Annotated in this window: 15 protein-coding genes; 9 read left to right on the forward strand and 6 right to left on the reverse strand. The window is 46.6% G+C overall.

The genetic code is table 11. The annotated features are described in order from the left end of the window. Positions 1-88 precede the first annotated feature (88 nt). Both fdxA and mutS read right to left on the reverse strand, forming a co-directional pair. Positions 89-412 (reverse strand): ferredoxin FdxA, encoded by a 324-nt coding sequence (gene fdxA, locus Q1A41_RS17970; protein ID WP_166848450.1) that lies wholly within the window; start codon positions 410-412, stop codon positions 89-91. Between the two features lie 200 nt (positions 413-612). Then, the gene (gene mutS, locus Q1A41_RS17975; protein WP_299981814.1) at positions 613-3,288 is read right to left on the reverse strand and encodes a DNA mismatch repair protein MutS; all 2,676 of its coding nucleotides are present in this window, start codon (positions 3,286-3,288) and stop codon (positions 613-615) included. 512 nt (positions 3,289-3,800) lie between these two features. On the opposite strand from mutS, the gene acnA reads away from it, so the two are divergent. The 4 genes from acnA to Q1A41_RS17995 all read left to right on the forward strand — a co-directional run bounded on the left by acnA (position 3,801) and on the right by Q1A41_RS17995 (position 10,614). After that, positions 3,801-6,518, forward strand: a complete 2,718-nt coding sequence (gene acnA, locus Q1A41_RS17980) for an aconitate hydratase AcnA (protein ID WP_299981817.1) — start codon at positions 3,801-3,803, stop codon at positions 6,516-6,518. 368 nt (positions 6,519-6,886) lie between these two features. Next, positions 6,887-8,413: a PAS domain S-box protein gene (locus tag Q1A41_RS17985; protein ID WP_299981820.1), complete on the forward strand. Its 1,527-nt coding sequence runs from the start codon at positions 6,887-6,889 to the stop codon at positions 8,411-8,413. 4 nt (positions 8,414-8,417) lie between these two features. After that, entirely contained in the window at positions 8,418-9,029 is a 612-nt protein-coding gene (locus Q1A41_RS17990; RefSeq protein WP_299981823.1) for a response regulator, read from the forward strand. Between the two features lie 208 nt (positions 9,030-9,237). Beyond that, positions 9,238-10,614 carry a GntP family permease gene (locus tag Q1A41_RS17995; RefSeq protein WP_299981826.1) on the forward strand — a complete coding sequence of 459 codons (1,377 nt, stop codon included), beginning with the start codon at positions 9,238-9,240 and terminating at the stop codon, positions 10,612-10,614. 109 nt (positions 10,615-10,723) lie between these two features. Here Q1A41_RS17995 and Q1A41_RS18000 read toward each other — a convergent pair whose 3' ends face one another. The 3 genes from Q1A41_RS18000 to Q1A41_RS18010 form a co-directional block, all read right to left on the reverse strand. Next, positions 10,724-12,853, reverse strand: a complete 2,130-nt coding sequence (locus tag Q1A41_RS18000; protein WP_299981829.1) for a TonB-dependent receptor — start codon at positions 12,851-12,853, stop codon at positions 10,724-10,726. Positions 12,854-13,046: 193 nt separating this feature from the next. Continuing rightward, entirely contained in the window at positions 13,047-14,708 is a 1,662-nt protein-coding gene (locus Q1A41_RS18005; protein ID WP_299981832.1) for an amidohydrolase, read from the reverse strand. Between the two features lie 13 nt (positions 14,709-14,721). Further along, a complete protein-coding gene (locus Q1A41_RS18010; protein WP_299981837.1) occupies positions 14,722-16,608 on the reverse strand; it encodes an AMP-binding protein in 1,887 nt (628 codons plus the stop codon). Positions 16,609-17,045: 437 nt separating this feature from the next. On the opposite strand from Q1A41_RS18010, the gene Q1A41_RS18015 reads away from it, so the two are divergent. From Q1A41_RS18015 to Q1A41_RS18035, 5 genes are all read left to right on the forward strand, one after another. Next, positions 17,046-17,849: a HAMP domain-containing sensor histidine kinase gene (locus Q1A41_RS18015; protein WP_299981840.1), complete on the forward strand. Its 804-nt coding sequence runs from the start codon at positions 17,046-17,048 to the stop codon at positions 17,847-17,849. 93 nt (positions 17,850-17,942) lie between these two features. Next, positions 17,943-19,364, forward strand: coding sequence for an alanine dehydrogenase (locus tag Q1A41_RS18020; RefSeq protein ID WP_299981842.1), 1,422 nt, complete (start codon positions 17,943-17,945; stop codon positions 19,362-19,364). Positions 19,365-19,366: 2 nt separating this feature from the next. Next, complete coding sequence (locus tag Q1A41_RS18025) at positions 19,367-19,855, forward strand: CinA family protein (protein ID WP_299981844.1); 489 nt, start codon at positions 19,367-19,369, stop codon at positions 19,853-19,855. A 252-nt stretch (positions 19,856-20,107) separates the two neighbouring features. Beyond that, entirely contained in the window at positions 20,108-21,139 is a 1,032-nt protein-coding gene (gene recA, locus Q1A41_RS18030; protein WP_299981846.1) for a recombinase RecA, read from the forward strand. Positions 21,140-21,255: 116 nt separating this feature from the next. Beyond that, positions 21,256-21,780 carry a regulatory protein RecX gene (locus tag Q1A41_RS18035; protein ID WP_299981848.1) on the forward strand — a complete coding sequence of 175 codons (525 nt, stop codon included), beginning with the start codon at positions 21,256-21,258 and terminating at the stop codon, positions 21,778-21,780. A 29-nt stretch (positions 21,781-21,809) separates the two neighbouring features. On the opposite strand, the gene Q1A41_RS18040 is transcribed toward Q1A41_RS18035, so the two are convergent. Then, positions 21,810-22,109: a hypothetical protein gene (locus tag Q1A41_RS18040; RefSeq protein WP_299981850.1), complete on the reverse strand. Its 300-nt coding sequence runs from the start codon at positions 22,107-22,109 to the stop codon at positions 21,810-21,812. Positions 22,110-22,138: the final 29 nt, after the last annotated feature.

The raw sequence follows: 22,138 nt of genomic DNA on the forward strand, positions 1-22,138 counted from the left end.
TTTGCCATAAAAATTCGGGCACAAAAAAACCGGAAGCCAGAACCTATGCAAAACGCTTGGCTCCGGCTCCCGGTTTTTTTGAAAACAATTAGCGTTCTAGATATTGCAGCTTGTTTTCAACACCGTCCCACTCTTCGGCATCAGCCGGAGCGTCTTTCTTCTCGGTGATGTTTGGCCATACTTCAGCCAATTCTGCATTAAGCTCTACGTATACCTCTTGACCTTCTGGCACTTCATCTTCAGAGAAGATGGCGTCTACTGGACACTCAGGCTCACACAGGGCGCAATCAATGCACTCGTCTGGGTGAATTACCAAAAAGTTTGGGCCTTCATAAAAGCAGTCTACCGGGCAGACTTCAACGCAATCTGTGTGTTTACATTTCACACAGTTGTCGGCAACGATAAATGTCATGCTAGCTCCTTAATTTTGCTTAGGCTAATCCGGCTCTTATTGGCCTTTTTACAAATCGGCGCGCATTTTAGCAGTATTTTGTCGCGCTTTGTTGGTTCAATTCGGTCTAATTATAGACACATTTGATCTAGTTGATTCAGAACAAGGCATTTTTTTGCGTACTAAGAATCACTTAGATTTAATAGCTTACTTTGAACACTTTATAACATGTTTTTTAATCGATACAAGGCGTCCAAGGCTTCGCGAGGCGTCAAGTTATCAGGGTCTATATCTCCCAAGGCATCTACTGCGGCGTGATTGCTAGCAAACATATCTGATTGCATGGGATCGTCACTTGCTGTGGCTGGTTTAGCCGCTGAGCTAGGTTCCACTTCATTTGTAGCAGACGTGCTCGAATCAATAACGGAAGCTGTGCCCTGGCTTTGCAATTGATGGTTAGCGTCAGCCTCCAATGCGGCGAGCTGAGATTTCGCCTCAGACAATACGGCGGCGGGAATACCGGCCAGTTTGGCAACTTGAATACCATAACTCTGACTGGCGGGGCCTTCTTCAATATTGTGAAGGAAAATAATATTGTCGTTATGCTCGGTTGCCGATAAATGCACATTGGCAACACTGCTTGCGGTTTCGGGCAGCTGAGTGACCTCGAAATAGTGGGTCGCAAATAAAGTAAATGCGCGCACAGAATTTGCTAAATGTTGAGCGCAAGCCCAAGCTAGCGACAATCCATCAAAAGTGGATGTGCCCCGGCCGATTTCATCCATTAACACTAAGCTGTGTTCGGTAGCATTGTGTAGGATGTTGGCGGTTTCTGTCATTTCTACCATAAAGGTAGAGCGGCCACCGGCCAAATCATCGGAGGAGCCAATACGGGTAAAAATCTTATCGACTAAACATATGGTAGCTGCCTGGGCGGGCACAAAACTACCTATCTGAGCGAGCAAAACAATCAATGCAGTTTGTCGCATATAAGTCGATTTACCGCCCATATTTGGGCCGGTAACGATTAGCATGCGGCGGTCTTGATGAAAATTCACATCGTTTGGCACGAAGGGGCCATCGAGCACTTGTTCTACAACCGGGTGGCGACCTTGTTCAATGTTGATACCGTTTTCAGTGCGCAACTGTGGGCGCACCAAGCTCAGTTGATCGGCGCGTTCGGCTAGATTATTCAGCACATCCAGCTCAGCAACAGCAGCGGCTGAATCCTGCAGTGGCAGAAGATCTTTATTAACAATTTCTACAAGCTCTTCATAAAGCGCTTTTTCACGCGTTAGTGCGCGCGATTTCGCTGACAGTGCTTTATCTTCAAACTCTTTTAATTCCGGAGTAATAAAGCGCTCAGCATTTTTTAGTGTTTGGCGACGAATGTATTCAGCCGGTGCCGCTTCGGCTTGTGCTTTTGAAATTTCAATAAAATAACCATGCACGCGATTGTAGCCAACTTTTAACGTGGCGATGCCGGTGCGTTCGCGTTCTTGAGTTTCAAGATCGATTAGGAATTGCCCGGCGTTATTGCTGATATTGCGTAACTCATCGAGCTCAGCGTCGTAGCCTTCGGCAATCACGCCACCATCGCGAATAACAACCGGTGGGTTTTCAACCACAGCTTTATCTAATAGCGTAACTAACTCAGGAAACTCGGCAATTTGATTGCCCAGCACTTTAATTCTAGGAGCATTTAATTCATTGAGTTGCTGTTGAACTTGCGGGTAGCAAGCCAGAGAGCTGAGTAGACGAGACAGGTCTCTTGGGCGAGCAGAGCGTAACGCTACACGGCCGAGGATTCGCTCTAAATCACCAATATTTTTTAATTGCTGCTGTAAGAGTTCGTAGCGATAGCCCTCTTGCAACTGGGCAATCACTTCTTGGCGTTGCTCGAGAGTTTCTAGATCGCGCAGCGGACGGTGCAGCCAGCGACGCAGTAATCGGCCACCCATGGCGGTGCCAGTTTGATTCAGCACCTCATAAAGGGTGTTGTCTTGTTCACCATTAAGATTGCAATCGAGTTCGAGGTTTTTCCGGGTAGAGGCGTCCATGGCTACGGCCTGGTCGCGATCTTCCGCTCGAATAGATCGTATATGAGGTAGGGCGATACGCTGGGTTTCCTGGGCGTAAGCGAAGAGACAACCCGCTGCGGCAATGGCCAAGGGTAGGTGGCTACAACCGAAACCGCTTAAATCTTTAGTCTCAAACTGCTGATTTAATAGACGCTCGGCGGTTTCCAGCTCGAACTCCCAGGGCGCGCGACGGCGTAAACCCGGGCGCTGGGCCCAAAGCGGGCTATCGGCTAGTTCTTCAGCAACTAGGAGCTCTGCGGGGTTTAGGCGCTGTATCTCACCTTGTAAGGCGTCATCGCCTTCAACTTGTAGCACCCAAAAGCGACCAGCGCCTATATCCAGTGCGGCGATGCCATAGTTAAATGCGCTGCGCTCTTCATTAGCTTCAGCGTGAATTGCAACGAGTAGGTTGTCCTGGCTGCCATCCAAAAGCGCTTCATCGCTAATGGTACCAGGGGTGACAATACGCATGACTTTGCGTTCAACCGGCCCTTTGCTGGTCGCCGGATCGCCAACCTGCTCACAGATAGCGACCGATTCGCCGGCTCGCACAATCTTGGCTAAGTAGTTATCTGCTGCGTGAAAAGGAATCCCAGCCATAGGGATGGGCTCGCCACCGGATTTTCCTCTAGCCGTCAAAGTCACATCTAATAAGCGAGCTGCTTTTTTGGCGTCGTCATAAAACAACTCATAGAAATCACCCATGCGATAAAACACTAGCTCATTGGGATGCTCAGCCTTAATTTTTAAGTACTGTTGCATCATCGGGGTGTGGGCGGTTTTTGAAGCAGAAGCTTTAGCGGTACTTTTGGTCATTAAAACAGCTTTTAGTCTATTTAAATCAATCGTTTATGTTTTTCAGAGCGGGTTCTATTTGCGCGCAGTACGTAGTGCGAAGGGCTAAGAAAGACAGTAAATTATTAGCCGCGCAGCATAACAAATGTGCACCTAAACCACTATCAATAAAGCAGGGACGAGCTTGCAGACAGTGCTCTGAGTCGCGTCAAGTAGCTGATTAGTGTCAGTTCTGGTGCTTGCTTAAAAAACACACTGAAATCTGTTTGAAAGCTCAGGATTGTTTACAGTTTTAACCTAAAAACACTAAATGGCTTGATTTGGTAGGTTTTGAAGTTAAGATTGTCGACAATTTATGGTGGTGTTGTGATATCACATGAATTCACGATAGCCGCACCCGAATTGAAGAGGCCTCCCAGATAGACGTATTGGCGGCTGATAAGCCCCAAGCTTGATTAGAGTCTTAGCTTATTAATGCCTCTTGCAAAAAGATTGTTGATATACCCATGTCCTCTGTGCGAAAGATATAAATTATGATTAGCCCCATAGATTTCGATCCATCCAATTCCATAAGAACTATTCCAGGCACCGAACACCGCTACCATAGCTTGCCAGCTACTGCGGAGTTATTCGGGATCAATCTTGATGAATTACCATTCTCGCTGCGCCCTATCTTGGAAGGCATTGCCCGGAACGTGGGTCAAAATGGCGTAACTGCAGAGCAGCTGCAAGCTCTTGGAGCTTGGCCGGAGCATCAGGGCAAAAAGCCCGTCGAAATCCCTTTCGCTGCTGGCCGTGTCATTATGCATGACTTAAGTGGTACGCCCGCTATTGTCGATTTTGCGGCGATGCGTTCGGCTGTACAGCGCATGGGGCTGGATCCAGCGATTATCGAGCCTTTAGTGCGTGCTGATCTTGTTATCGATCACACGGTAACGATGGATAATACCGGCAGCCCTGCTTCATTGAGAATTAATGGCGAGCTGGAAGCCGAGCGCAATAAAGAGCGTTATGGATTTTTAAAGTGGGGTGCACAAGCTTTTCAGACCATTCGAATTATTCCTCCTCAAACTGGTATCGTGCATCAAGTAAATTTGGAATATTTGGCACAAGGGTATTTAAACATTAACGGCTTAACTGTGCCTGATACCTTAATCGGCATGGACAGCCATACACCTATGGCAAACGCTTTGGGGATTGTAGGTTGGGGAGTAGGTGGCATTGAAGCGGGCGCTTCAATGCTTGGACAGCCGATGCAAATGTTGGCCCCAGAGGTGGTCGGTGTTGAGCTGACTGGCGCGCTAAGAGAAGGTGTAACCGCCACTGATTTGGTGTTGACCATTACTGAAATGCTCAGGAATTATCCTGGCGGTGTGGTTGGTAAATTTGTTGAATATATCGGAGAAGGGAGCGCCAACCTTTCATTGCCTGATCGTGCGACAATTGCCAATATGTCCCCAGAATACGGTGCGACAATGGGCTTTTTCCCTTTCGATGAAATCTCCGCACAATACCTAGAAGCAACCGGTCGTGATAGCGAATTTCCGCTGGCCTTTTATCGAGAACAGAATATGGTCTGGAAGCCAGGCCAGGCGCTACCCAAATACACCTATCTTTTACAACTGGATTTGTCGACGGTTGAGCCCTCTGTCGCTGGGCCGAAAAAACCCCAAGATAGATTGTCGCTTGCTGACATTGGAAAAGTATTTACAAAAACAGCCGCACAAACTGAGCGCACGCCTGAAGTGGCAACGGTTACGCCAATGAAGGCAGATGATGCGGGTATTTTAACGGCGCTTCCTGAGCGCAAATTGCAAGATGGCGATATCGTAATTGCGGCAATTACCGCTTGCACCAACACGTCAAACCCTAGCCTTCTTATTGCTGCCGGCTTACTCGCTAAAAAAGCCAATGAGCTCGGTATGAAAGTGCCCGACGGGGTAAAAACATCCTTGGCTCCAGGGTCGCCAGTGGCGACGGATTTTTTAAGTAAGGCTGGATTGCAAGAGCATTTAGATGCCCTTGGCTTTAATACCGCAGGCTACGGTTGTACGACTTGTGTGGGTAACTCTGGGCCCTTGGCACCAAGTATTGAAGAGGCTTTGCAAAAGCACGATATTATTGCCGCATCTGTACTATCGGGTAACCGTAACTTTGAGGGGCGTGTTCACCCAGATGTTGATGCGAACTTTTTAATGTCACCTCCCTTGGTGGTGGCAATGGCGTTGGTTGGCAATGTAAACATTGATGTGAGTAGCCAGCCACTTGGCAAAAATGCCAAGGGCGATGATGTATTCCTCAAGGATATCTGGCCGTCCAATGCAGAAATTGCGCAGACCATGCTGGAGTGTATGGACCCGAAAGCCTTTAGAGAAACTTACGAGAATTCCCTAGATGGCCCGGCAACTTGGCAGAACTTAGAATCACCTACGGGCCCGGTGTATGACTGGGCTGCTGATTCGACTTACATCCAAGAAATCTCTTTCTTTGATGGCTTTTCTTTAGAGGCGCCGAAAGATGCGCTTAGCAATATTTCTGCGGCGCGTATGTTGGTTATGTGTGATGACAACACCACGACAGATCATATTTCTCCAGTAAGTCGTATACGTGCCGATTCACCTCCTGGTGAATACTTAATGTCGCAAGGTGTCGCTGAAGAGGATTTGACCTCACTGGGTGCGCGTCGAGGTAATCACCACGTAATGTTGCGCAGTATTTTCGGCAATGTGAAAGCTAGAAATCTAATGCTGCCAGGTACAACGGGTGCGGTAACAAAGCACTTTTCTGTTGGTCAAGAAGCCACAGAGATGTCTATTTACGATTCCGCTGCGCGCTATCGTGAACAAGGCACGGCAACCGTGGTTTTTGGCGGTAAGTTATATGGTACTGGCTCTTCTCGTGATTGGGCCGCAAAAGGTCCTGCCTTACTTGGAGTGAAAGCGATAATTGCCGAGAGTTTTGAACGAATTCATAAATCTAACCTCGTTGGAATGGGCGTTTTACCACTGCAGCTTCCAGAGGGCGTGACTAGAGCTTCCTTGAATCTCGATGGCTCAGAAACCTTCGATTTAAACGGTATTGATTCCTTAGAGCCTAGAGGAACAGTCTCGCTCACCATTCGCAGAGCGGATGGTTCAACCCAAGAGCTGGAATTAAGCTCCCGTGTTGATACCTCATCGGAGCTGGATCAAATTCGCCACAAAGGTATTTTGCCGATGGTCTTACGGGATATTATCGCCGCAAATTCCTAATGGAGTGAGGCTTTCGATTAGCTCTGAAATCGTAGCTATTTTAGCCTCAATTTAGCGGGCCGCTTCAGTTCTTATTGAAGCGGCATAGCTATTGGTTTTTAGACTCTCGCTGATTCATTGCCTGAGTTAGCCCCTAACACCCTCCTACTAGTATTGCTTCGATTTTTCTTTGTACCACTCTTTATACCTCTTAGGCCTCAGCTTCCTATAGTATCTCCACTTAAGCCTTTACTATCACGTGATTCTGCTGACTGGCTGAAAGAAGCTCCTCGTGATACTGTTGCACTAGGTGCAATTACGTATAAATTACTGTCCTTAAATCAACCATTTTTGAACAGGCAATAAACAAAATGCGCGTGGATTAATGTATGAATACTAGCCACTCAGCTAATGTGGTACTGAGCGAGTTGGAGCAGTACCAGCTTGCCGCTAAATACTCTCGAGACATGATATCTACCCACACCTGGGACGATTGGATACATACCAGCGTTAACCCGGCTGTGACCGAAGTGTTGGGCTATAGCAAAGAGGAAATGCTTGGGCTGAGTACTTTTGATTTCTGGCACCCAGATGATGTTGAGCTGTGTTTAAAGAACTGTGATCAGCGCGGCCCGGTACAGGCGAATATGCCGATGCGTTTTCGCATGCGCCATAAAAACGGGCATTATATTTACGTAGAATGCGCTCGCCGAGCCATACGCGATAAACAAAGCGGGGAAATTCAAGGCCTGTTATGTGTCACTCGCGATGTCTCTCAACAGGTACGTACGGAGCAGCTAAATCAGCGCTTAGTTAAAGTGGTTGAATCATCCTCGGATTTAATCTTATTTTTCTCTCCCGATTATAAGTTAAGTTACGCCAATCGTTCGGCTATGCATTATTTTGACATTGCCGATTGTGGTGAGGTGGGAATGCTTTACGATCTATTGCCGGGTATGGATCGACAGGCCTTTCGTCGAGCTGTCGATGTGGCACGAGCGGAGGGGCACTGGAAAGGGCAGATAGGTTTTAGTTGGTTTGATGGTTACCAGCAGGTATTGATCCACGAACTTATTTTTCATGATCATATTGATGGAAACTATTTTTCCATGATTGCTCGAGATGTTAGCGAGCAGCGCCGCGCTGAAGCTGAGGTTATGGGGCATCGTAAAAAGCTGCTTAAGTTTCAGCGCCTGATGTCGGCTAGTGAGTTAGGCGCCAGTATCGCCCATGAGCTAAATCAGCCGATAGCGGCAATTATTAATTTTTGCCATGGTGCCTTAACTCGTTTAAATAAGAAAGATGCTCAAAAAGAGCAGGTGTCTGAGCAAGCCTTGCAAGCGATATCGACACAGGCAGAGCGTGCAGCAAATGTCATTCGGCGGGTGCGCAGTTTGGTGAATAAGACTTCTTACCAAGATGTAAATTTTAACTTGGGTGAGGTTTGCCAGAATTTGATGCAGGTATTAAACCCAGAGCTTGAGCAGCGTAATATTGAGTTATTTGAGGACTATGCTGCGCAGGCTTGGGTGCGGGCCGATAAGGTTCAGATAGAACAATTGCTGACTAACTTGGTAATCAATGCAGGGGAGAGCTTGGAAGAGTCCACACAGAAGGTCAAAAATCTTTCAATCTCAGTGCTTGAAGATGGTGATTCTTGGCGCTTATCAGTGATCGACAATTGTCGAGCACCGCTACCCAATACAGAGCAAGTTTTTGAGGCTTATTACTCCTCTAAGGATCAAGGTTTGGGGATTGGTTTATCTATGTGTAAATCAATCGCAGAGGCAAATTCAGGACAAGTTTGGATGGAGTCTCGAGCTGATGGCCTGCCCGGAGCAGCCTTGTACTTAACCTTACCCAAACAAGCTGTGCCGTCACAGCAGAAACAAATACTACAGGAAGAGAAGGTTTAATCTCATGGCGACAAATGCCTATATTGTTGATGATGATAAAGGGTTTAGAGAGTCTTTGGTTTGGTTGTTAAATGGCGTAGATATCCCAAGCCAAGAGTTTGCCAGCGCTGAAGAGTTCTTAGAAAGCTATGATGGCGGTACAGGCTGCTTGCTACTGGATATCAGAATGGGTGGCATAAGTGGTTTAGATCTTCAGGCTAAGCTGCAGCAGAAGCAGTTGGCCTTACCGGTTATTATTTTAACAGGACATGGTGATGTGCCGCTGGCTGTAAAAGCTATGCAAAATGGTGCTTTAGATTTTATTGAGAAACCATTTAATGGTGAAGAGCTGATTAAAAAGATAAAGCGAGCGCTGAAGATTGCACGGCAGGAAGAGAAATTCCTTAAGAAGAAGTCACAGTACAATGCACTTTGGCATAGTTTAAGCGGCCGTGAACGTGACGTTTACAAGTTAATCGTGCAGGGAAAATCCAACAAGGAAATGGCTGAGGATCTTGCTATTAGTGTGCGCACCCTGGAGATTCATCGCTTGCGTGTACTAAAGAAAATGGAAGTGAAAAACGCGGTTGAGCTAAGCCAGGTTCATGAGCAGCTACAGGCTGCGAGTTTGTTATAAAACGCTTTAGCTGGTAGCTATCTATATCCTCGATAATAGTGGCTTGCTCATCTTGGGAGGTTTTTTCTACAAAGTGATAAAAGCGATTTCTGAATAGAAATTGTCATTTCTAGCAGTGGCGTAAAGTATACAGATCTTGATCATTCACTGGGGCAATATTCCTTTGCCAATTCGATCATAGCAAACTCACCATAAGCAGGATGTTCTTATGCTCGCCTATATCGGTTTAATCGCCAGTGTGGCTTTACTCATTTATTTAGCACTGCGTGGAGTGAATATTATTTTGGCTTCACTCATCTGCTCTCTAATGGTGGTGCTGAGTAATCAGCTTTCCATTGCAGAAAGTTTTACGGTCTTTTATCCGCTCGGAAAATTGGGCGCTTTTACCTTTGCTGGCAAATTCTTTTTGCTATTTGCTTGTGGCGCGATGTTTGGCCGAGTCATGGGCGAGAGTGGCGCCGCCTCGGCGATTGCATTGAGTTTAAGTCGCTGGCTGGGGGCGCAAAGAGCTTTGTGGATCACCGTCTTAGCTTGTGCTTTGCTAACCTACGGTGGTGTGGTGGTCTTTGTAGTGATATTCACTATGTACCCCTTAGGGTTGAAGCTTCTGGAAGAGTCTAATCTTCCCAAGCGATTATTTTGTGCTGCTTTAGCACTGGGAAGTGGTACCTTCACTCTGACGGCCCTGCCAGGCACACCCTCAATTCACAATGTTATCCCATCGCTAGCACTGGGTACGGATCTTTATGCGGGTGCTATCTATGGTCTTCTGGGTGGCCTAATGATGTTCGCTTTAGGGATGTGGTACCTAGAGCGTGAAAGGGTAATTGCCCAAAGCAAGGGAGAAGTTTTCGAGCCAAATGAGCGCGATAAACAAATACAGGCTAGCGGAGCATTGGTTTCGGCTTCTTGGCAAAAAGCCTTAATTCCGATGGTGGTGGTACTGGGCTTGATTGTATCGCCAAGACTCTGCTTAAGCTTGGCGGGTCAAGATCTCTTACAAGGTGAAACCCTGTTTGCTCAATGGCTGAAATTTGCCAGCAAGCAAGCGGTACTATGGCCAAGCATATCCCTTGCAGTGGGGAGTGTAGTAACGCTCTTGCTGTTTTCCAATGTTCGTAACAGATCTTTGCAGTTGCTAGGTGCTGGCGCTGAAGACTCCATTATGCCGCTGATTAATACCGCGGCAGTCATTGGCTTTGGTGGCGTGGTTACTAGCACGGTAGGTTTTAATCAGTTCTCTGAGTTAATGCTTAATTCCTCATTGCCGCCAATGCTATCGATGTTTTTCTCGATCAGTTTGATGTCGGGAATTGTGGGATCGGCTTCAGGAGGCTTGCAGATATTTATGGAAACCATGGCGCCACATTTCTTAGCGATGGGCTTTGATGCAGGCACCTTGCACCGTTTGGCAGCTATGGCCAGTGGTGGATTAGATTCTCTGCCTCATAGCGGTGCTGTGGTGGCTATGTTGACCATTACCGGCTTGAACCATAAACAGGTATACAAAGATATTGCGGTAATCACTGTAGTTATTCCTATTATCGCGACCTTGTCGGTTATTGGGATTGCCAGTTTTATTTGATTCTCGGGGCATAGACTTGCAACGCGAAAACAAAAAAAGCGCCCCATAGGGCGCCTAAAAGTGGGCGCCGCGATACGCCCAGTTGCATACAGGATGCGAGGACTAACGATTAAAAGTTTTTAGTGACCGATAAACCATAGGTGCGTGGCATACCGCTAATGGAAGGCGCAGTGAGAATGCTACCAAAAGCGAATGAATGCACTAGGTACTCTTCGTCGGCCAAGTTTTTACCCCATAGTGTGAAGCTCAAGCTATCGTCAACATTGTAGATAACACTTCCGTCAATTAAGTCATAAGCTGGGATTGAAGCATAAGCTGTATTTTGTGGATCTTGGAACGCTTCGTCTTTATGTCGATAATCAGCGCGGAACTCTAAGCTCGATACATCGCCTAATGGCACTTCATAAGCGGCCGCTAAGGTGTAGGATTTCTTAGGAGCGTTACGCGTATAGTTACCGATTACGCTGCTATCTTGAATGTAGTCATCATAAGTCGATTCGATATAAGCCCCGCTGGCAGTCAAAGTAAGGTTCTCGACTGGAATCCAGGTTAGATCAAACTCGATGCCCTTCGAAGTAACTTCAGCGGCGTTCTGGGTAACGGATACTGGTAAGCCATCAACGTCTAGGGTTAATAACTCTTGGTAATCTTCAAAACCCGAATGGAAGATGGATACGTTGGCTCGCAAGGTGTCATCCAGTAAATCGGCTTTTACGCCCACTTCATAAGACAAAGCTTTTTCAGGATTAAACGCTGTGGTGGCGATTTGTGGGCTGTCTGGCTGACCTTGGTAGCCGCCACTCTTATAGCCTGTAGCAACAGAACCATAGATCATCGCGGAGTCATTCACATGGTAAGACAGTACAGCCTTGTAGGTCGGTTCCGACCAGCTGTCGCCAGCGGTAACATCAAAGTTTTCATTGACCAAAATAATGCCGCGGCCAATAGCGCGAATATCCTTCTCATCACGAGAAAAACGAGCACCTAAGGTTAGGTCTAGGTTGTCTTGAAGTTGGTAGTTCAGCTCACCAAATATAGCGTAGCTGGTTACATCAGCTTCTACTTCGGTGTAATCAACAGGTAGACGTCTAACCTGGAATTCTTCGACGCGATTGGTTTGCTCATTAGAATAGAATGCGCCAATTACCCAGTGATTGATATTTTCGGTAGAGCCTGAAATGCGGAATTCTTGACTGAACTGATCACCGTCTTCAACGACATCATTAAATAAAACCAGTAGCGCTTCAGGAATATTTTGCGCGCCGACGATCTCAGTATCTTCCGCCCAGTTGTTGTTGCGATATGAGGAGATCGAAAGGAAGTCTACGTCGTCATTGCTCCAGTTAAAGCGTACGCTACCGCCCCAAAGTTCGCGATCTTGTTTGCCGTCTTCATCGATGGCAACTTTGTAATGGTCACCAACGGTTTGGTCAAACGGTGAGGTATCGGCTAGGCGAGTAGTGGTTAAACCGCGTGGCTTACGGCCTACACCATTACCAAAGTCATTGGAGTAGTCAGCCGAAAATACGATATTGGCTTGATCGTTGATATCCCAGCGTAATCGGCCGCGAACAGCGGTGGTGTTTTTATTGGAAAGATCGTTACCTGTGACGACGTTTTCGATATGTCCGTCACGCTCTATATCAGAAATAGAAAAGCTGGCTGCCACGCTATCGCTTAGTGGTCCACTTATGTAGGCATCTATGCTGCGCTGGCTTAGGTTACCCACACCGGCGCGCACCTTGGCGGTAAACTCGTCGCTAGGCATTTTGGTAACGATATTAATCGCGCCACCTGAGGCGTTCTTGCCAAATAGTGTACCTTGAGGTCCACGCAACACTTCTACACGCTCTAGATCGAACAGCTCCATGCTAGCGCCTGAGGCGCGGCCCATATAGACGTCATCTACATAGACAACGACGGAAGAATCTCCACCTGGGCCTTCTTCATTTGAGCCGATGCCACGAATGTAAATTTGTGGCTGACCGGCGTTAAATTGGCCCATTGCTAAACCTGGCGCGCGCTGAGCGATTTCGCCGATTTCACTAATATTGCCTTTCGATAGCGCTTCGGCATCAAATGCAGCTACGGAAATCGGGGTTTCTTGCAGATTGGTTTCTCGTTTTTGGGCTGTAACCACAACTTCTTCCAAAGTACCTTGGGCTAGAGCCGCTGAGCTAAGGCTAGTACTAAGGCAAATCGCTGTGAATAGAGCACTTGGGGAGGTCTTAAGTGACATGGTGTTCTCTCCGCTTATTTTTTTTATCAGTGAGTAAAAATACTTATTAAGTATGATGCAGTTTTTCAGACAGCTCTCAAGCTGTCAAGGAAAAATAAGGGTTATTACTTATTTTTACATTGGGAGTAGTTTTATAGCGAAAATGGCACAAAGCAAGCAAATGTCTTGCTTGCTTTGCGTCAATTTTGAGGGCTTAGCGACGGTATACGCTGCGACCTTCTTTAAAGGTTTCTAGAACTTTAAGATCTTTTAGCGCAAGGCTTGAAACATTGAGAGGGTTACGGTCCAAAATCACGAGGTCTGCGAGTTTTCCGACTGTGATCGTACCTTTGTAGGATGCCTCTCTGTGTTGTTTGGCCGCATTAATGGTAATGGCTTGCAATGCTTGGTAAGTGCTGGCTTGTTGATCTTTGCCTAGAGTCTTACCGCTACGCGTTTGTCGTTGGGTGGCGGTCCACAGTAAAAGTGGCATATCCGGAGGCACAATAGGTGTGTCATTGTGAATGGTATAAGCAATACCCACTGAACTTGCAGATTGCAGTGGACTAATGCGTTTTGCCCGTGTTTTCCCGAGTACTGAGTCGCGATGCCAATCGCCCCAATAAAATGTATGTGCAACAAAGAATGAAGGGATCACAGCAAGCTCTGGCATGCGTTTGAGCTGATCGTCGCGTACGGTTTGTGCGTGTATCATGACGCTATCAGGCTGGTGGCTGCCTTGTTCTTTTAATGCAGCAATGGTGTCGAGCATCTGCTCAGCTGCGGCATCGCCATTGGCATGCAAGATGACTTGCCAGCCTTTGTCATAGTAACTTTTTAAACGCGCCTTTACCTCAGCATCGTTTTGGGTGGCATAGCCGCGATAATCACTGTCTTGATTAGCAGGCGGCTCGTGGTAGGGGTGACTGAGCCAGGCAGTTTTACCTTGAGGGGAACCATCCAAAACCATTTTTACACCGGCTATGCGAAAGCGCTTGTCCTCGGGAGTTCTACCAGGTTGGTATTGCTTAAGACTTAAGTCTGTCCAGTTATCATATGGGTAGGCGATAACATCTAAAGAGAGCAGCCCTTTGGCATCGGCTTCGCGAAGAAGATCAATTCCGGCGGGATTAGCTGCGCCATCTTGAATCGTCGTTAATCCGTATTGTGCATAATATTGATCAAGTTGAGCCAGTTTTTTGAGCTGTTCAGATTTACTGGGTTTAGGTAGTTTTTTATAAACAAAGTCGAGCGCTTTTTCTTCGATCACCCCATTAGGTAAACCGCTTTTTTTATCCCTTTGGATATGACCGCCTTCTGGGTCTTTGCTGTCTTTTGTAATGCCGGCGATTTCCAAGCACTTGCTGTTACAAACTCCAAGATGACCAGAGACGTGCTTAATAAACACTGGTTGATCTTTGGAAACTCTATCTAGGTCCCAGCGGGTAGGGTGGCGTTGAGCTGCCAGCAATGAATCGTCATAGCCGGCACCTAAGATCCAACTTTTGCGAGCAGGTGTTTCGGCCAGTTCGTTGACAAGTTCATCGATCGTATTGATTGCTCCTACCGGCGGTGAGGCGACATTTTTATAGAATAGATAATCCAGAGTGATGCTGTAATGGCCATGAGCATCAATAAAACCAGGAAGCAAGCTGCGACCTTTCAAATCGTAATTTGTGCACTGTTGTTGCTTACACCAAGCCTTTGCGCCAATTAGTGGACCTACGTATTGGATTTTACCGGCGTCGCTTATTACGGCTTCGGCTTTATTGTTGTCCATGGTGATAATAGATCCACCATGAAATAACGTTGCCGCATGAGCATTGCTTGCGCTTAGGCCCGCCAGCAAGCTACTGATTAGTACTGCTCTTTTCATCTTAGCTCCCAGCTTATTGTGCGAATAAAATCGTATAGGAAATAGGTTGTTTATTTAAAGCCTTGCGTATCAAAGATTCGGCTCTCGCTTGCTCAGTTTCCTTGCATTGAACATTTAGCTCTGCATAGGTGCCCTTGTTTTTATCACAATATGCTTTAACTTCAGCGCTGATATCGCTAACATTTTCCTTTTCAAATAACAGCTGGATTTGATGTTGATAAACATGCTCAATTGAGTGGCACATTAATGCGGGCTTGAATATTTTACCTACGGCCGTTACTGGCATTTCGTTAATTATGTGAATGTTTTTAGGGATGGCTGCTCGCTCAGGAATGTTCTTTTGGGCGTGCTCAAGAAGTTCTTCTACGCTTGCGCTGTGGCCGGGCTTTAAGCAAACATAAGCGGCTGGCATTTCGATGGTATAAGCATCAGGCTGAGCAACCGCAGCGGCGGTTTCGACAGAATCGTGGGTATAAAGGGCATCCTCAATGATGATCGGGTCGATATTATGGCCGCCGCGAATAATTAGATCTTTGGCTCGCCCATTGATCCAAAATAGCCCCTTGCTATCGACATGGCCAAGATCTCCAGAATTAAGCCATTTTTTTCCGTCAGGCATGTTTTTGATAAAGGTAGTGCTGTTATGGCTTTGATTTAAGTAGCCTTGCATGACGGTGGGGCCTGCAAATACTAATAGCCCGGACTCACCGTCATCGCAGTCGCGTAAGTAATTATATTCATCGTCTACTTCGATGGTTTTCACTTCCATATAAGGCACTTTTAAACCAGCAGCATAGCCATCGACGATGTCTTGGTTGGGATAGCAGGATACAACGCCGCACATTTCGGTCATGCCAAAACCATTGAGGGGCATTTGGCCGCACATCTCTTTGATTTTTAACGACTGATCTAAAGAGCCAGGCGATGCGCCGGTGTACATGCGTTGCAAACTGCTAATATCTCTGTCGCCTACAGGTAGATCGACTAAGGCCGAATAAATGGTGGGGACAGCATTGACGTCATTGATTTTCATGGCCTCGATAATCTGCCAGAAATTCTCTGTCGCTTTTTTATGACGAAAGCCCATGTGATGGAACATACAAATCGTATTGCCCACAAGAAGGTTGCGCAGGCTAACAATAAGTGCACCTAATACATGAAAAATGGGCATACCTAAGGCAACACGACTGTGCTCGCGCCCGTTTGCTAGTAAGGTATCGACGGTATAGGCCTGTGCAAGGTGATTAAAATGGCTGTGCATGGCGAGTTTGGGTTCGCCTGTTGTACCACCTGTATGAAAATACGCCGCAATATCTTGAGGCGCAATATTACGCTCAATCGGGTTAGTCGGCATGTTGGCAATGGCTTGTGGGTATTGATAATCGCCTTTGTCATCACCTAGAGTGACAAATACGATATCGTCGCTAAGCTCGGGCCGAATAGACTCTATCTTTTCCCAAATGCCATCTTGGTAACTAGGGCCAGGGCAGACAACGATTCGTGCTTTGCTGGCTTTAATAATATTGGCGATGTGATGGGCTTCCAGAAAACCATTAATCGAGCATGCGCGACCAGCTGCTTCGGCCGCCCACAGCGCAGCTTGGCTGTCTGCCAAAAGGGGAAGCAATAAGACTACGGATTCATCACTTTGAAGGCCTAAAGACTGATAAAAGTGTGCCGTTTGATTGAGCTGTTTTGCGAAGTCACCATAGCTCACAGAGCATTGTGTTGTGGGCGTCTCAATATCGGGCAGGTATACAAAAGCCTCTCTTTCTGGGTGTTCGGCAGCCTTCTTTAACAGAGCCTTGTACACATTAGTATTTAAATCGAATCGCTCTTCGATTGCGGTCTGCTCATAAGCTAGGACTTCTGCAATAGAGTTCAGCACGGGTTTATTCATAGGACATCGCTTTATCGTGTTATTAGACTGACTTTTGACCTTCTGCTCGATTATTAACGCCTCAGATCGGTATAGGTATTAGTACCTATTTTTACTAAATATAAAACACCTTTGCCTGTTTTGTGAATAGCTAAGGGGCAGTATCTGAGTAAATTGTCAGAAATTCCCCTTTTTCGCGGGTAAAAGAGACATATCTTGGTTTCTTGGCTGAATTCTCAGCTAAGCTAAAATAACGACTCTTTGAAGCTGGGCCAAATATACATTGATAGGATTATGCAGCTTAAAACTGCTTACCTAAGCAATAAAATATTGTTTTTCCCACACTTTTTATGCTTGTTTATCTTTTGGGCCTATTAGAGAATGATAAGAATAAGCAACTGATTGTTTTTCTGAAGAGTTTGTCCTTTGCGTTTTAGTTGAACTTTGCTGGTACATTAATGAGTACAGAATCGGATTCTCAACTTTTGACCCGTTTGAATATTGCTGAACAAAAAGCTGAAGAGTTGGCGCGCTTGTTGGCGACGGTTGGCCATGAGGTGAAGACTCCGATTGGCATTGCGGTGACCGCTTCGTCTCACCTTCAGCTTAAGGTCGAAAATATAAAAAGCGAATACCAGTCCGGCAAAATGACACAGGAAAGTCTTGAAGCCTTTTTTGATCTAGTTTCCGAATCCGCGAAAATCTTGCAATCTAATACTCAGCGCGCAAGTGCTTTGATGGACAGTTTTAAGCAAGTAGCAATCGATCAAGCACAGGAGACGGTGCGTGTGATCGAGTTGGCGCCGTATTTTAAGCAGTTGCAGATGAGCTTTGCATTGGTATTGAAACAAGCAGAGGCAGAGCTAAGCTTTGATTGTGATGATTCTTTACGGTTGCAGAGTTGCCCAGGCGCATTAACTCAAGTGCTCAGCAACTTAATTATGAATGCCATACAGCATGCTCGAATTCCTGGAACGCCCTTAGTCATAAACCTTAGAGCAATAGCGGTTAACCCAGAAAGGGGGGAGCTAAGCATAGAGCTTCGAGATAATGGGCGAGGTATGTCAGAGGACTTACAACAACAGGTTTTTGAACAGTACTTTACGACGGCTAAAGAGCGTGGGGGCAGTGGCTTAGGGCTAGGCATTGTTCGCGAGCTGATGAACAGTACATTACACGGAGAATTAACTCTCAGTTCTGAAGAGGGGCGGGGCAGTTGTTTTAGCTTATTACTACCCAGTCTTCCTCTGGGTGATAATTGATCGATCTGGGTGATTCCTGCTCTTAGCCAATAAAGCGCTTGCAGCCCTTTGCCGGCCTGTTATTCTCCCTCTTTTGCTTTAGAGGGATGTCCCATGTCAACTCAGTTTCCAGCCTTTCAAACCATAGCTTTGGTTAAGGAAATTGAATCTCCAGAAAACCCCGGTGGTTTAGAAAAGCGTGTAGCGTTAATCCCCACTGATGTTGCTCAATTAGTCAGCAATGGCTGCAAAGTGTATGTCGAGTATGGGGCGGGTGATGGCGTAGGCTTTAGTGATCAAGAATACCTTGATGCTGGGGCTGTGATGCAGGGTGCTGAAGAGATCTATTGCGAGAAAGACCTGATCATCAAGTTTAAGGGGCCATCGTTAGATTCCATTAAAACCATGCGCCCTGGAACTACTTTGTTTTGCATGGCGCATTTTCATTCTTACCCTGATCGAGCTCAACTTTTGGAAGATCAACGTATCAATGTAATTGCTATGGAGGAGATTCTAGAATCCCCTAAGCGGCAGTCGGATGCTTCCATTATTGGCCGTACAGCGATGAATAAGGCCCTAAGTCCTTATATGGCAGACAACTCTATTGGCTCGCTTAATGTGAAGGTTTTAGGCTGGACTGAGCACTTGGCAGCTGCTATTCGCCGGGCGGGCAATCGTGACCCCCGCTCTTTACAACTTTTAAATGCCAATATCGCTACCGCAGATTTAGAACTGAGTCGCAGTAATAGCCTTTATGTATACGATAGTCGCACATTACAGCGCCAAGGTTTAATTGCCAGCTTACAAAAAGCAGGTGAAAGCGTGTTGGATTTGGCGCAATATGAAGCTGAAATGGGTGATACGGCGGTTGCACAATACCGTCAGAGTCATCCTCCAAGAGAATTTGGTTTGCGTCGTATTCAATGTCTGCACGAAACCGGCATGGCCGGTGCGCGCTATGGTTTAAAACTATTAGCGCAAAACAAGCCTGAACTAGATATAAAAGAAGCAAAAGTTGCTGTGCTTGGTTATGGCAATGTGGGGCAGGGCGCGATACATGAGCTACATGAGCAAGGCGTAAAAACGGTTCATGTTTTGGGGCGTACCCATACCAGTAAAGGTCGCATCGATTATTGGTTAAAAGATATCGATCTCGTGGTTAATGGCGCTGAGCAGCCACCGCACTTAAGAGGTGTAAACTTCTTAGTCAGCAATAGCCATTTAAAGGAGTTGATCCCAGATGGCTCCGTGGTGATTGACTTGGTTGGTGGCAGTCCAACCAACCGCAGCCCTGTCGAGGCGGTAGAATCTTGTACTTTTTTAACGGATCCACATTTTGTTCGTGATGGTGTGACCGTATCTTCTCTATGGGGTTGGCCAATGATGGGGATGATGCGTGAGACGGCTATCCGATATTCTGGGCAAATAGCTGATGTCTTATTGGGCAGCGAAGCACTTCACAAAGGTTTGGCCGAACTAGTACCTGCTGTTGAGCGAGCCCTGGTGTGTGGTCCTTTCCCTCAGGAACCTGCTTGATAATGTCGCAATACGCCCAACCTTTAGCTGACGCCCTGTTGGCTCAAAAACTCCGTATTAGCTCTGCAGAATCGTGCACTGGTGGTGGTATTGCCAGTGCGCTAACAGATGTCGCAGGTAGCTCTTCCTACTTTGAATTTGGCTTTATCACCTACGCCAATGAGGCCAAAAGCCAATTGCTGGGGGTGCCTGCTGAACTGATTGAACAGCATGGGGCAGTCAGTCGAGAAGTTGTGGAAGCAATGGCGCTCGGAGCGCTAAAGGCGGCTAAAGCTGATATTGCATTGTCTAGCAGCGGTATAGCTGGGCCTGGCGGTGGCAGTGCAGAGAAACCCGTAGGGACTGTATGGCTAGCTTGGGCTTGGTGCGAAGAGGGCGTAATTCACTGTCAGAGTGAGTGCTATTTATTTAGTGGAAACCGCACAGCTGTGCGTGATCAGGCCATAAATAAGTCTCTACAGCAGGCCTTAGAGCTATCGCTTTTGGCCTAACTTTCCGGTGAGCTAGTTGCGCTAAAATCCTATTCTTTAAAAAAAGTACTGTATAAATACCAAGTACTGGTTGCGTATACAGTGTTTTTAAATTATGCTTCTTTCCGAATCGCAGCTAATGGCTCATTGTCATCGCCGGATGAATTGATGAGTCTATGCAGTTACAGGCCTAATGCGCCTAAATAACGGCCCGTTGAGGCCTGTAAATCTAGACAATATATAAGGCTATACGCCAATACGACGAGGTGTCCCATGGATCAGAACAAAGAAAAGGCATTGCAAGCCGCCCTTGGCCAGATTGAACGTCAGTTCGGTAAAGGCACCGTTATGCGGATGGGCGATAAAGAGCAGGTTAAAATTCCTGCGGTTTCCACTGGCTCTTTAGGTCTTGATGTTGCCTTGGGTATTGGCGGTCTGCCAAAAGGTCGTATTGTTGAAATTTATGGTCCGGAATCTTCAGGTAAAACCACATTAACCTTGCAAGCAATTGCCGAGGCCCAAAAGCAAGGTGGCACCTGTGCTTTTATCGATGCCGAACACGCCCTAGACCCAATTTATGCTGAAAAGCTGGGTGTTAATGTTGATGACTTGATTGTTTCCCAGCCGGACACAGGTGAGCAAGCCTTAGAAGTGGCTGATATGTTAGTACGTTCTGGTGCTGTTGATGTTCTAGTTGTTGATTCTGTTGCAGCGCTAACGCCAAAAGCCGAAATTGAGGGTGAGATGGGTGACCACCATGTTGGTTTGCAAGCCCGCTTAATGTCGCAGGCGCTTCGCAAGATTACCGGTAATATTAAGAATGCTAACTGTTTGGCGATCTTTATTAACCAGATTCGTATGAAGATTGGCGTTATGTTCGGTAACCCAGAAACTACTACCGGCGGTAACGCTTTGAAGTTTTATTCCTCTGTTCGTTTAGATATTCGCCGTATTGGTGCCGTAAAAGATGGTGACGAGGTTATTGGTAGCGAAACTCGCGTGAAAGTTGTGAAAAACAAGGTCGCGCCGCCGTTCAAGCAGACTGAATTCCAGATTCTATACGGTGAGGGTATTAATCGCTTGGGTGAAGTTATTGATTTCGGCGTAAAACTTGGTTTTATCGATAAAGCAGGTGCCTGGTACAGCTATAACGGCGACAAGATTGGCCAAGGAAAAAATAATGTTGTGAAGTTCTTGCATGAGAACACCGCAATGGCTCAAGAGATCGAGGGTCGAGTTCGAGCCGAGCTATTGGGCAATGGCGAGTCCGCAGAAGAGCCTGGCGAAGAAGCTGAGCAAGCGTAAACTTATCTCTCAACATGTGTGGCCCCCGTTGCTTCGGGGGCTTATGCCCATTCGGGCCAAGTTACAACCCGCATTCGAATTTCCAGCATCGCTACATTGTGAAAGGGAGAATAATAATGTCAAAAATAGTCTCCATAGATGATTACCGTGAAGAACCTTATAAAGAACAAGTGCCAAGTGATAGCGAGTTATTAGCTAAGATTAAAAACTCTGCCCTTGCCGCTATTAGCCGAAGAGAATTTTGTCGCGCAGAGCTGTATTGCAAATTGGCTAGGCAGTATGACGGTAGCAATCTAATTGACGGTGTTTTGGATTGGCTTGAAGAGCTATCCTATTTGGATGATCAGCGGTATGCCGCCATGTTTGTGCGTGCTGCCATTGCAAAGCGTCGTGGTCCAATGCGAATTCGGCTAGAAATGAAGCACAAAGGCTTATCAGCTATGTCGATTGATAATGCCTTACTGGAAGGTGATATAGATTGGCATGCCTTAGCTTTGGAGAGCTTGCAAGGACGGTTTACCGGGCCTGCAGTGGATATTAAGGATAAATCTAAACGTTATCGATATCTGCAAGCGCAGGGCTTTAACGGTGATCATATTCACTACGCCATGGCCGAAGCCAACTCTGCTGTTGGTGAATAACGCAGATTGCTTCGACTTGCTTTCTATTTTTAGAAAACCCCAGCTTCACCATCATCCATAAAGCTTTCATTACGTTCCCCCTGAATCTGCTCACGCAGCTTTTCTCGGGCCAAAAGCTTTTGTTGCACGGCTTCAGGAAGGTCTGTAAATAAAATCACATTCTTGGCCACCAAGGTGTTCACCAGATCCTCAGTGATACGCACGAATTCCATATCCGACTCTTCAAGAGCCGCTAAAGAATGGCTGACATCCTTATAATTGTCTAAAAAAGAGACAAGTTGCGGGTGAGTCGGAGATAAATACTCGCTGAACTCCGGTCCCGATTTCATAGAAATGGCACTTATGTTGCCATTAAGGT

It is taken from the genome of uncultured Pseudoteredinibacter sp., from assembly GCF_947502065.1.
Lineage (GTDB): Bacteria > Pseudomonadota > Gammaproteobacteria > Pseudomonadales > Cellvibrionaceae > Pseudoteredinibacter.